The 13023-nt window shown below is 41.2% G+C and carries 13 protein-coding genes; all 13 read left to right on the forward strand.

Translation table 11 applies throughout. From position 1 onward, the window contains the following. Positions 1-479: 479 nt before the first annotated feature. The 13 genes from D890_RS0106445 (at position 480) to D890_RS0106500 (ending at position 12985) form a co-directional block, all read left to right on the forward strand. Positions 480-2477: a methyl-accepting chemotaxis protein gene (locus D890_RS0106445; RefSeq protein ID WP_018963699.1), complete on the forward strand. Its 1998-nt coding sequence runs from the start codon at positions 480-482 to the stop codon at positions 2475-2477. Positions 2478-2562: 85 nt separating this feature from the next. Further along, the gene (pxpB, locus tag D890_RS0106450; protein WP_245533159.1) at positions 2563-3330 is read left to right on the forward strand and encodes a 5-oxoprolinase subunit PxpB; all 768 of its coding nucleotides are present in this window, start codon (positions 2563-2565) and stop codon (positions 3328-3330) included. A 5-nt stretch (positions 3331-3335) separates the two neighbouring features. Beyond that, a complete protein-coding gene (locus D890_RS0106455; RefSeq protein ID WP_018963701.1) occupies positions 3336-4370 on the forward strand; it encodes a 5-oxoprolinase subunit C family protein in 1035 nt (344 codons plus the stop codon). Positions 4371-4388: 18 nt separating this feature from the next. Continuing rightward, the gene (locus D890_RS0106460) at positions 4389-5186 is read left to right on the forward strand and encodes a 5-oxoprolinase subunit PxpA (RefSeq protein ID WP_018963702.1); all 798 of its coding nucleotides are present in this window, start codon (positions 4389-4391) and stop codon (positions 5184-5186) included. A 16-nt stretch (positions 5187-5202) separates the two neighbouring features. Then, on the forward strand, positions 5203-5436 hold the full coding sequence (locus tag D890_RS0106465; RefSeq protein WP_018963703.1) for a hypothetical protein: 234 nt from the start codon (positions 5203-5205) through the stop codon (positions 5434-5436). Between the two features lie 86 nt (positions 5437-5522). Beyond that, positions 5523-6560 (forward strand): LCP family protein, encoded by a 1038-nt coding sequence (locus D890_RS07665; RefSeq protein ID WP_156802694.1) that lies wholly within the window; start codon positions 5523-5525, stop codon positions 6558-6560. A gap of 163 nt (positions 6561-6723) precedes the next feature. Further along, positions 6724-7401 (forward strand): hypothetical protein, encoded by a 678-nt coding sequence (locus tag D890_RS0106475; protein ID WP_018963705.1) that lies wholly within the window; start codon positions 6724-6726, stop codon positions 7399-7401. A 6-nt stretch (positions 7402-7407) separates the two neighbouring features. After that, positions 7408-7719 carry an amidase domain-containing protein gene (locus tag D890_RS08150; RefSeq protein WP_169333496.1) on the forward strand — a complete coding sequence of 104 codons (312 nt, stop codon included), beginning with the start codon at positions 7408-7410 and terminating at the stop codon, positions 7717-7719. Then, on the forward strand, positions 7716-8849 hold the full coding sequence (locus D890_RS0106480; RefSeq protein WP_018963706.1) for a hypothetical protein: 1134 nt from the start codon (positions 7716-7718) through the stop codon (positions 8847-8849). Before D890_RS08150 ends, D890_RS0106480 begins: the two co-directional genes overlap by 4 nt. Before the next feature lie 174 nt (positions 8850-9023). Then, on the forward strand, positions 9024-9749 hold the full coding sequence (locus tag D890_RS07670) for a hypothetical protein (RefSeq protein ID WP_018963707.1): 726 nt from the start codon (positions 9024-9026) through the stop codon (positions 9747-9749). A gap of 38 nt (positions 9750-9787) precedes the next feature. Then, entirely contained in the window at positions 9788-10873 is a 1086-nt protein-coding gene (locus D890_RS0106490; RefSeq protein WP_018963708.1) for a hypothetical protein, read from the forward strand. 184 nt (positions 10874-11057) lie between these two features. Then, complete coding sequence (locus D890_RS0106495; protein WP_018963709.1) at positions 11058-11846, forward strand: hypothetical protein; 789 nt, start codon at positions 11058-11060, stop codon at positions 11844-11846. Continuing rightward, complete coding sequence (locus tag D890_RS0106500; RefSeq protein WP_018963710.1) at positions 11843-12985, forward strand: hypothetical protein; 1143 nt, start codon at positions 11843-11845, stop codon at positions 12983-12985. Before D890_RS0106495 ends, D890_RS0106500 begins: the two co-directional genes overlap by 4 nt. Positions 12986-13023: the final 38 nt, after the last annotated feature.

Below are 13023 nucleotides of genomic sequence, written 5' to 3' on the forward strand. Positions count from 1 at the left end.
ATATATTCTCTAAAAGGTTTGCGTTAAAAAACATTTTCAGAGCTTTTTAACAATAGTAGCATCAAACCAGAATTTCTAAACGTACTTCTTTCCCAAGAGAAGACCAGGAATATGAAAAAGGTACTGTTAAGAGCCAAGTTTATATCGACGCTCTTAACAGAAGCACCTATTCTGGTGCGAAAAATGGTTTAATGTTCATACACCCTGTGTAGCAGCTACCACCAGGTTTTAACCAAAAAACCAGATCTTGGTACCGAAATGCCATTTCTAATACCAATTCTTACATAATTACTAAGGCTTATACAACCTTGGTCGCTGGAAGGTAATGAAAGATTATAAAATGAAAGTCTTCTTTAAACCAAGGTGTTATTTGCTTTATTGAGGGGCATTTATTCATATAACAAGCGATTGCGCATATACATAAAATTGTATTTAAAAATGATAAGATATATTTATCCTGTGCCTTAAGGAGGGACACTATGAAAACAAGGTCATTAAGGTTCAAACTTTCTCTAACCATAGTGGCAACAGCACTGATACCATTACTTTTGTTAGGTATTGTCGTGGCTGTCCGTACATCAGGGAACATACAAAATCTTATTACAGAACAGTTGAAAACACAAAATTCAGCAGATGCATCCAGTTTGCTCTCCTTCGTTAACTTACATGGCTCACTCGCATCATACTTAGCCTCAAATGAAACTGTTATCAGCTTGGCTGAAACGGGTGATGCTTCTTTAAGCCAAACCGTTTTCCCCATGCTTGATACCGCTCTAAAGCAATACACATCTGCAATGAACGTTTATGTAGGAACAAAAGACGGGCTCATGATTTTACGCCCTGAGCAGCAGCTACCTTCTGACTACGATCCAAGAACACGTTCATGGTATCAAGAAGCTATAGCAAAACCCGACAGTTATATCATGACCGAACCTTATGCAGATGCTTCAACAGGCAAAACTGTAGTTACCGTAGCAAAAGCCGTGTCCTCCAATGGCCAGTACGTTGGTGTGGTTGGTATAGATTTTGAAATAAACAACCTGGTAACGCAGATTTTTGGTGATACGGGAAACACTCAAAAATACCTACTCAATGATAACGGCAAAGTACTCATAGCAAGTAAGAATGCAGCCATTGCCGCAGGTACAGACCTTACTGCTGACGGCATGTTTAAGCAAATACAAGATGGAAGCACCAAGAATACATTGTTCAAAATTACCTATAAGGGAGAAACGCGCTATGCCCTGTCAACAAAACTTGCTAATGGCTGGTATTTCTTATCGTTAGTGCCGACGTCTGTTATTTCAGAACCCATACGTTCTGTTATCGTCATCACCGTAGGGATAGGATTATTGGCATTGGTCTTAGCGATCATATTTGGAATAATGATTAGCAGTAATCTAATAACCAAACCTATTGAAAAGCTAAGAACAAGTGTATCTGCAGTTGCCAAAGGAAACTTAACATCAAAAGTAAACATCAACAGTAAAGATGAAATTGGCGAAATGGCTCAGGACATCAACACAATGATACAAACCTTGAATGAAATTATGACAACAAGCGTTGAAGCTGCATCAAGGCTTTCCAGTGCTGCGACGAATTTAGCCGCATTAACGGAAGAAACCAGCGCATCCGTTGAAGAAGTCACAGCACAGTCAAGTGAAGTAGCTGCAAATGCCGAAACCACATACCATGCCATTGAAGACTTCGGAGGTGGCGTGGAACAAGTATCTCAAACAGCACAGAGTATTGCCTCTGATGCTCAGCATTTAGCTGAAGAAACAGCAAGTATAAGGCAATCAGCAGAAGAAGGAAAAGATCGCATTGCTCAAGTAGTAGAAAACTCTGAAAAAGCTTTACAAAACACTGATAGAACTGATAAAACCATGCAAAAACTCACCGAAGATGCCAGGAATATTAGTTCTATAGTAGAAACGATAAACCAAATAGCTGAACAAACGAATTTGTTGGCATTGAATGCAGCCATAGAAGCGGCCAGAGCGGGTGAAGCAGGTAGAGGCTTCGCCGTAGTGGCTGACGAAATCAGAAAACTTGCAGAAAAGAGCCAAGAAGCCACAGAGAACATAGCAACCATACTGGACGTTATACAGAAAAGAGTTGCTGCTGTCAGTGGTTCTGTGAGTGAAAACTTAGAGTCCGTTCAAAGTGCTGTAAACAGAGCAAGAGAAGCTCAAGAACAATTCTCTACAATTCTTTCAGAGGTCATAAAGATTGCCTCCACTGTAGAAAACTTTGCAGCGGGAGCAGAACAGCTCAGTGCATCCACAGAAGAGCTGAATGCTGCTGCAGACAGCGCTGTTAAACCTGTAGAAAACATAGCAGAGCAGATTCACCAGATAAGTGAAGCATTAAAACAACAATCTCAAGCTGTTTATCAGGTTGCTCAAGAATCTACATCCATAGAAGATTTGGCACAGCAGCTAAAAGATATTTCTGACAAATTCGTCCTTGAATAGGATGCTCTAAACGAAAAAAACGTTGCCTTAAGGGGTAGGCTTTTTCACCTACCCCTTTTTTAGTTGAATGTATTAGACTTTAACTGTGGAATGTGTGGATGGTGGGCAGACTTTACACAATAGTTTTGAAATAAAACAGGCTGGCGATTCATCTCTATTGGTTCAATTTCGAGATGAAATATCCCCAGAAATAAATGCTGCTGTTAGACGCCTTGATTACGCATTTAATAAGATGAACATTCCAGGTATCATTGAAACAGTTCCTGCTTATTGTTCTCTGCTGATTATTTTTGATCCGCTTGCACTTGACATCGAAGTACTCAGGCAAACAATAGTGGATATTGGTAAAAGTTTCAATTTCTCTGCCCTTCCACAGCCTATTGTCACCACCATACCTGTTTGCTATGGCGGTAGTTTTGGGCCCGATCTCGACTTTGTTTGCCAGTATACCCACTTGACAAAAGAAGAAGTAATCGCATTACATAGTGAACGCAATTATCTTATATACATGCTCGGCTTTTTACCCGGATTCCCTTATCTTGGTGGTATAGATAAGCGGTTAACTGTCCCGCGTCTTGATACCCCACGCATAAGCGTTCACAGTGGTTCTGTAGGCATAGCGAATAACCAAACAGGCATATATCCTGTAGAAAGCCCTGGCGGTTGGCGCATCATTGGGAGAACGCCATTAAATGTTTATGATCCTTTCAGAAAACCTCCTGTTTTATTTGATGCTGGAAACTACTTAAGGTTTAAGCCAATAAACGCTCAAGAATACGAATCCATTAGAAAACAAGTGGAAGCAGGAACCTACAAACTAGAAACACAAGACGTGAAGGGAAGAGCAGTTTAACCCGTATGGCTACGGCTTTTGAAGTACTATCACCAGGTTTCTTAACTACTGTTCAAGACCGCGGGCGATTAACGTATCGTCGCATCGGTATGCCCACCGCTGGCGCTCTAGACCAGTACTCTTTCCGAATTGCTAACATGCTTGTGGGGAACAATCCTCTTGCCGCATGCTTAGAAACAACTTATATCGGGCCCACTTTGAGAGTTCTATGTAATACTGTGATTGCGCTTACTGGAGCACTATGTGATGCCGCCATTAATGGGAAACCTATGGCACAATGGAAAGCTATCAAAGTACATAGCGGCGATATTATTTCCATTGGACAAGCTTTAAATGGTGTTCGCAGTTATCTCTCTGTTGCCTGCGGCATCGATGTTCCGCTGATAATGGAAAGTAGGTCTACTTTTATTAGGGGAAAAATAGGTGGCATAGAAGGGCGGGCTCTAAAAAAAGGTGATGAAATAGGCATCTTTACGTCTTCTGATTTAGAACCATGCGATAGTAATGCAATTCCTGAACCTTACAAACCTACCTGGAGCAGTGATATTACACTCAGAGTTATCCTTGGACCTCAAGACAATCATTTCTCTGAAAACGGTTTAGCCACATTCTTCAATAGCACTTACACCATTACTGAAGAGTCTGATAGAATGGGCTATAGACTTAATGGTAATGGAATCGCATACGTAAGCTGGGAAGCAGGCCAAATTATATCTGATCCCATACCCTTAGGTGCTGTGCAAATTCCACCCAATGGGCAACCCATAATCACGCTTATGGATGCGCAAACTACGGGCGGTTACCCCAAAATAGCCACCATCTGCACGGCAGACTTGAGCTTGATTGCACAAGGAAAGCCAGGGGATAAAGTGCACTTTACCGCTATAGGTAATGATGAAGCAGTTAAATCTTTAAGGGAGCAAGAACAAAAGATAAGCATACTCGGCACAATGATGAAAAGCCATCCACAGGAAGATGGGCAATATTTTCATGTCATGGTAAACGGTTTGCCCTTTGACGTTTGGGTAAAACCAGAATAATCTTTTGGAGGGTTATATATGGCCTTTATGGTTGATTTAAATGCGGATATGGGCGAAAGTTTTGGAGCATACGCGTTAGGGTCCGATGAAGAACTCCTTAACCACATAACATCATGCAACATCGCCTGTGGCTTCCATGCCGGTGATTACATGGTCATGAAAAAAACGGTGACCATGGCAGCTGTAAAGAATGTGGCTGTAGGTGCTCATATAGGTTTTCCAGACCTACAGGGCTTCGGTAGACGCGCCATGCAGTTTAGCACTGAAGAAATTGAAAACTTAACCATTTATCAAATAGGTGCACTGCAAGCTTTTGCACAAGCCAGCGGTATCAATTTAAAACATGTTAAACCACATGGAGCGCTCTATAATATGGCCGCCACTGACTACAATATCGCAAGGGCCATAGCTGAAGCGATTAAAAAAGTAATGCCTGACGGCATTTTGCTTGCCCTGGCAAATTCTGAAATGGTTAAAGCTGCACACGATGTTGGCATAAAGGTTGCGCAGGAAGTTTTTGCAGACCGAGCTTATAATCCAGATGGCACTTTGGTATCACGCTCCGCTGTCGGCTCCACTATTCATGATCCTAAAGAAGCTGTAAACAGAGTTTTAAAAATGGTATTGTACAAAAAAGTGACGGCAATAAACGATGAAGACATAAGCATTAATGCCGACAGTATATGTGTACACGGAGATAACCCACAAGCAATAGACTTAACAAGAGCCATACGTAGTGCCTTGCAGGACAACAATGTAAACGTAGTGGAACTTAGTCAAGTGATACAAAATAGCAACCAAAGTCGAAGTTTATAACGGAACATCCACATCTGTGGCTCTTTATGTCTATAAAGGTTATCTTATTGTGGTTGCAAACACTTTCAAAACTAACAGATTCGTTATTGCAGCATTCAAAAATGGTAAACCTATCGAACCCATGTTCATAACACCCTATCATGAAAAGCTACAAAGAAGAAAATTGCTCAGCCATGACCAAGCAGGCAATCGGATGAACACATATCTTGTTGAAAAACCTCTACAAATTATCGTTCCTAAAAGTCCATAAATCTGAGAGAAAGATAGCCTTTATTGAATTCTATCTTATGCAGTCTAATCCTGTGATTTCCAACATTCTGCGATATAATCTTAGATATGAAAACAAGGTTTAGTATCTCAAATATACTGATTGCTCTTGGTTTAGTTATTGTTTTTGTTATATCGTTCGTGGGAGGCGTTTATGCCCAAAAAATTGTAATGCCAAAATTAGGAAGCGTAAGCATATCCGATATATTAGGCACAGCCACAGGACATTTGTCTACGCTTACAGGCTCAAAGAATGATCAAGTCTGGCTTATAGCTGGCCTTGATACTGTTGGCAAGATGGACGAAGGCGGGTCTGTAGGTCATAGCGACACACTGGTTCTTGCGTTCATACATGGATCCACAGTGAATTTGCTGTACATCCCACGCGATTCATTAGTAAACATACCCGGGGAAGGTACAACAAAAGTAACTCACGCTTCTATGTACGGCCAGGGTACCAAATATGGAGGAGTAAGTAAGCTTGTGCAAACATTGAAAAACAATTTTGGTATCAGCGTGGACCACTATGTGTTTGTAAATTTTAGTACTGTTGTGAAGATGGTTGATTTAATGGGTGGGCTTACAGTGGATGTGCCTCAAAGATATTGTTATGAAGGTATAGGTGTTCCACATTATACATGTTTAACTCCGGGTACTCAGACACTAAATGGGACACAATTTTTGGTTTATTGGCGGGTAAGAGATTTTGGATCTACCCATATGTCCGATTTAGATAGAATATCTAGGCAAGTATCTTTGATAACCGGTACTAATCTTAAAGACCAAGTTATTTCCAAGCTTTCTCCATCTTTCCTATCCAGCGCCGTAAACATATGGAGCGACTACGTCATTTCAGATATGAACTTGGTTGAAGTGGCACGATTAGCTACAAAAATGAAAAATGCTAATCTCGTTGTGGACGTATTACCTGGAGATTTTTATGTAACACATGTGTTTGACCTAAGCGTTCCTGTAGATGTTTATAAATGGGACTCCGAATGGCTCAAAAGCTGGTACGTTAAGACTTTAGGTAACATTGGGCAAGCATTTGCAGCAGGTGTAAATCCGCCAGAATTTAGTCTAAATTTCGTACGAATTGCAGCATAACATTTTCTCAAGGTTTAGCTGACCTTTTTATCCACCTCTGTTTATTGTTATTCACAGAAAAGTAAACAACTTTATAAAAATGTGATATAGTACCTTTTAAGAGGGGGTATTAACCTGATAACATGTATCGATGGAATTTAACCCCCTTAGGAGGTTGAGGTTTATGAGAAATGTTAGGTTCTTAAAAGATGGGTGGAAGGTTACGTTGGTTACAGTTACCATTCTCGTTCTAATGCTCACATGTATGTTTACACTGAGTATTAGAAAACCTACTGTAGCAAAAGCAGAAGTTGACAAGACTGAGGTAGAGGCACTAGTTAAAAAAGCAACTCTAATTTTTGCAAATTCTATTCCCCATGATAAATTTCTGTCTTCAAGTGCAAGCGTCGTTGAACTAAACATTACAGATAATGGCATAGAGGCCATTGTGAACACAGAACAAACTTTTGTCCTGGATTACAACACTCCGTATGATGAGCCGTATTTAAAAGGAATGATGCAGAAACTAAAGGAAGACAAATCCATTTCTTCCGTAGAAGAAGTCAGCATTGCTGAAGAATACATGAAGGAACGAGCAGCGGCTATACAAGATGAGATGGAAAACCCGGCCACAGTTTATTGTACCTATAAACTTCTCGCATCCAACTTGGAAGAGGCCCAGAAAGGCAATTTTACAGTATACATCTGGACAAATATTGATAAAACGCAAAATGGCGTTATAAAGAATTGGATTCCAACAGATTTTTATTCTTCTCCAGATGAGGAAATGGCAGAGAAGGGCTATGAAAGTCTCGATACTTATGTTAGTGCTGTAGAGCAAGCTTACACCGAAGCGAGATGAAATATAGTGAAAAAGGAAGGTAACGGCAATGAGAGTGTAGCGCCGGTAAGTTATGACCATGCCAAAGCTGCCAGCTATGCTCGCACATATACGTCGAATACAAGCAAGACCAGAACCTGCAGTAATGGAGTCGTAGTGAAACAGGATACATCTTACTACAATAGTGGATATTTTTCCTTATGTGCCGATTGCGCAAACTACGTTTCACAATCCCTACGTACTGGAGGTATACCTATTGACAGCGTGTGGTATCCAAGCATAGACAGTGCGGGCAGAGTCTGGTACCACGTGAATAACACAACAGGAGGAATCCAATGAAGAAATCCGTGATTGTGCGGAAATGTGTTCCATTTTTCTTGTGTTGTTTACTTGTTCTGAGTGTCCTTGGATGCTCAAGTGGCACGCCTTCAAGCGCCGAAGGGATCCCATTGCTACTACGTTATACTGATAGCGCTCAGCATGAAGATAAGTTGATCAAAATGACATGGGACCCAGAAAAAGGCACCGCTAACATTGACACGAACGCCGCTTTATCATTTAAGAATACGGCAACGAAGTTGGATTTTTGGGTAGCGCTTGGTTTACCGTATGGTGTAGCAGCGGAAGGTGCGCTTCCGTCTAATACTGCCATATATTGGAACGGTGCAGATAAAATCACTTTGTTTACGTCGGAGGAATATTCTTCGCAAAAATTACAAGGGAATGGCCTTAGTGCGGATATTGTGACAGTCAAGGCTACGCCACTCTGCAAACAATATTTTAATGCTGCAAACTGCTATACAACGAGCACCACATTGTATTCGTTTAAGGAAGGTTCTCCTATTTCCACGATTTACGAAATTACGTCGGCAGAGGCAAAAACTACAACTTTGCAAGGTTTCACAATTGGCATAGGGAAATCGGATGAAAAAACGTATGCTCTAACCTCAATAGTTGGGGAAGGAACACCTGGATCAAGCGAGTACTTGGTAGTATATACAATAGATCCCACCGGTTCAATAAGCCAACAAACCGTTCAGAATAGCAAATTTGAAAATTTTTCTTACAGGTCTGACAACGGCGTTTGGGCCACATTTGCAGACGGCAATTTTTACATGACTGGGGCTAAAGTCAACGCTACCTCCGGCACTCCGAAATACACTCAAGTACAATCCTTAATCGATGGGTTCCAAGTCATCTCCTCTGCTACAACTCTGGAACCGTTTGGTTATGCTACTCCATCACCTGCGTTCTACGCATACAAAAATTACTTATTAGCCATTGGGCAAACATTTAGTTTTGACGAACTTACTATTGCAGCCTTTCAGAACGAAAAACTTATGGGATTTATCCTGGTTACCCCGCTCGACAAGCCTGAAGCAAACCTCGTAACGTACGACGCTACTGGTAAACAGCTTAATACGTACAACATTCAAACGCCTGTTCAAGTTGTTATTCCTCAATCGTAAGCTTTTATAAGTTGGGCAGACAAGTTAGTGGTGTTTGCCCAACTTATTCTATTAACTTCTATTCACAGAAAAGTAAAGAATTTTATAAAAATGTGGTATAGTGCATGTTAAGTGGAGGTATTGATCTGGGGAAAATAACCTAAGGGTATCTACCTCCGTAGGGGGGCAAGGATTATGAACACAAACAGGTTCCTAAGGAATGGGTGGAAGGTTACGTTGGTTACAGTTACCATTCTCGTTCTAATGCTCACATGCATGTTTACACTGAGTATTAGAAAACCTACTGTAGCAAAAGCAGAAGTCTCACAAGAACAGCTCAAAGAGTTACTTAATAAAGCTTTGTTGAATTATCTAAAGGCTACTTCAACTTATATGAACATCTCTGAACAAACAGTGGCACTAACAGAGTTTAACCCTGATTCTCAACCCATTGAAGCCGTATTTGATGTGTCTCAAACATATACCCTTGATCATAAAACGGCTGATGAAGCTCCTTTAGTGGCTGGAAAGGTTAAATGGCTGGAGGACAACAGAACGAACCTAACTCCTGATGAGATTTCTGTAGCTGAAGTATTGATAAATGAAATAAGGGAACAAATTCAGGAAGGAATGGTTGAACCATTCACAGGTGGTTCAACATGGAAGGTTACAGCAGATAGTGTGGAGGATGCAGTAAGCGGAAACTTTAAGATTTATTTATGGACAGTAATAGAACACACACCTGCTGGAGACGTAAACAACTGGAAAGTGACGGATTTTCTCTCGTTAGCGCCTACCGAACAGGACGTTTACAATGGCTTTGGGGAGACCGTAAAAGCTGCCACGCACGCTCATCAAACGTTTATTGAGAATATGAAGAAAGAGCAACAAACAAGTTTAGAGAATACTATTATTCCTTAAGTTTACAGAGGAAGTGAAACATTGTGGGTGGTAACATAATGAAAAGAGGACGTGTAATTGGTTGCTTTTTGCTAATTGTTCTTCTCGCCATTGGGTGCACAGGCACCACAAGCCAAAATGCCGTACCATTGATTTTTCAGTACAACGATGGGGACCAGGTAAGCTACGTAAATGCACTCTGGTCTCCAGAGAAAGGCACGATGGAAATTGGTAAAGAACCCATTCTTTCCTACTCAGCCAGTTTACCCATAATTGCCGCGCATTGGGAAAGTTCTGGCAAAGCCTCTCTCTTCACAAGTGAGGATATCTCAACAACTTCTCAAGTGCAAACAAATGGAGTAGATATTAATGTGATCAGTTTGGCTAACTCCTTGCCTTCATACTACGAACCGGTGGTTGCCTATACAACCACGCAAGCAATCTATGCCAAGGGAGTAGGCGAACAGGGAACAACGATCTCCAAAATAACTGCGTCGGCTATGCAACAATACCAGGTGAATAATGGGCAGTACTTAGGAATGGGAGCTATAGGTAATAAAACCTACGTCGTTGTAGGTAGCCAAGAAGCATATACGGGTAAAGGGCCACATACAATGACTATGTCTGTAATTCTTGATACTATTAATCCTGATGGAAGCATAGTAGCCAAAACAGTAAGAACCGGGTATAATGCATCGTTATTAACGCAGTACTATGCAACACCAGATGCTAACATACCTTTTGCTAATGGCAATTTTTACTTTGCCAGATACAAAATAGATGTAACCGCGCAGGAACCCAAAATGGTTGAAACAACTACGCTTACCAAGAGTTTCGAAATGATCTCCACAGCTAGTTCATCATTAGAACCATACAGTTTCGGGGATTATTTCCCTACATTCAGTAAATACAAAGATTATCTTGTTGCAGTCGGCATGCTTAATAGTTCCAATGGACTAACAGTAGCAGCATTCAAAGACGACAACTTAGTTGGGTTTTCGTTGATAACGCCTTATACAATGGTTAGGCCTATCCCAGAAAGTAGCAAGCAGACGAGAATCTATACCTACAATGCGCAAGTTAAGCAGGTTAGGAACTATCCCATAGAAACGCCTCTTAAAGTTATCGTACCTGATTCGCCATAAAAGATAGGGAGCGGCTAGTTTCAAGTTCGGCCGCTCTCTTTTCTTAACACTTTCTTGTTTATTGTTATTCACAGAATAAGTAAACAACTTTATAAAAATGTGATATAGTAACTTTTAAGAGGGGGTATTAACTTTGGGAAAGAACAACCTAAAGGTATCTACCTCTAGAGGGGGTGCAAGGATTATGAACACAAACAGATTCCTAAGGAATGGGTGGAAGGTTGGGTTAGTCACGCTCACTATCGCTATGATAATCATCACAAGTATGTTTGCTTTAAGCCTCAGAGAACCCAAAGTGACAAAGGCAGAAGTTGACAAGATTGAGGTAGAGACATTAGTTAAAAAAGCAGCCCTGATTTTTGCCACTGCAGTGCCACATGATAAAACACTTTCATCTAGTGCAACAGTTACTGAACTAAACATTACAGACGGCGGCATAGAGGCCATCGTAAACACGGAATGTACCGTTCTCCTCGATTACAAGAGCCCTTATGATGAGCCTTACTTAAAAGGAAAAACACAGTGGCTTGCAGAGAATAAGACCAGGCTCACAACTGAAGAGATAAACGTTGCTGAAACAGAAATAAAAATACATGAGGATTGGGTAAAGTGGGAAATGGAGGTTCCGTCCGGGTCCAATGCCACTTACAAACTAACTGCTGCGAATTTACAAGAAGCTCGCAATGGAAACTTCACTTTGTACCTATGGACCGACATCGATAGGGCCTTGAACGGGACACTCCGAAACTGGATACCAAATAACATTTTTATACCAACAGATGCGGATGCAGAAAAGGAGGCCTATGAATCGTTCGGTGATACGGTAAAACAACTGGTCCCAGCATATGAAAAAGCAGAACAAACTGTCAAAGAAAGAGCTCATGAGACACTGAGCGGGCCCGGAAGTTCCTTTAGCCCTGCTACAAATGGCTATGACTGTCATGTGATACCGACTGCAGGTATTATACAATGAAAAAACAAAGTACAAAAGCGCGAGCAACGATGTGTTGTTTGATTTTTACGTCAATATTTTTATGCATATTCGGCTGCACAAGTGTTTTACCGTCAGATAATATTGAAACGTTGCCACTTTTATTACGTTATGTGGATGCTATAAACTACCAGGATCAACTGCTGAAAGTTACGTGGAATACAAAAACAGGCACCGTAGAAATAGACACGTCTACAACGCTTGCCTTTCCCAATTACGCAAACGAGAGCAACTTTTGGGTAACATTCAAACCTTGGATCGGGTTATCCTCGCAACCGCAGGAACATATGTCAAATACTGCCATTTACTGGGATGGTTCAGGCACTGCCACATTGTTCACTACAGAAAAAGATCTTTTCGTCGGACTTCAGGAGAACAATCTTAAGGCAAATATTGTTAGCCTTACATCTACGTCGATGTGCAACCAGTACTTTAACATGACAAACTGCTATACTACACAAAACAAGCTGTATGCCTTCGAGCCAGGTTCCCCTAACTCGGCTATTTACAGATTCTCCTCCACAGAAGCTGTCAAAACAACGGTGAGCGGTTACGCTATGGGCATTGGAGCAGAAGGCAATACTACCTATGTTCTGTCAGCCTCCACTACACAGTCGTCAACCGGACCTAAGAACTTTCTCAATATCCAGTCTATCAAAGCCGATGGCACTCTAATAGAAAAGAAAGTCGCAAACAGCGAAACGAAAGAACCATACGCATCTGACGCAGATGGTTTGGCAGCATTTGTAAACGGCAGTTTTTACTTACACATTGCTAAGGTAAATGCAACCTCTGACAGCCCTAAATTTGAACTGGTGCAGTCGTTGACTGACGCTTTCAAGACTATTTCTACGTCCACATCACTTGGATCATTTGGCGGGCCCTACCCATCCCCAGCTTTTTACGGATATAAAGGCTACACGATTGTTGTAGGAAGCACATTCAGCCCGGATGAAATTACCGTCGCGTTGCTTAAGAATGATGAACTTTTGGCTTTTGCCATCATCACACCTATTTACAGTGCTGAAACAAAGTTTATAACTTACGACTCGAAAGGCAAGGAACTCAGCGCTTACAGTGTTCCAACGCCTGTTCAAGTTGTTGTTCCTCAATCATCTTAAACTTACAGAGGAAGTGAAACATTGTGGGTGGTAACATA

Origin of the sequence: Coprothermobacter platensis DSM 11748 (assembly GCF_000378005.1) — a bacterium.
In the GTDB taxonomy this organism is placed as follows: Bacteria; Coprothermobacterota; Coprothermobacteria; order Coprothermobacterales; family Coprothermobacteraceae; genus Coprothermobacter; species Coprothermobacter platensis.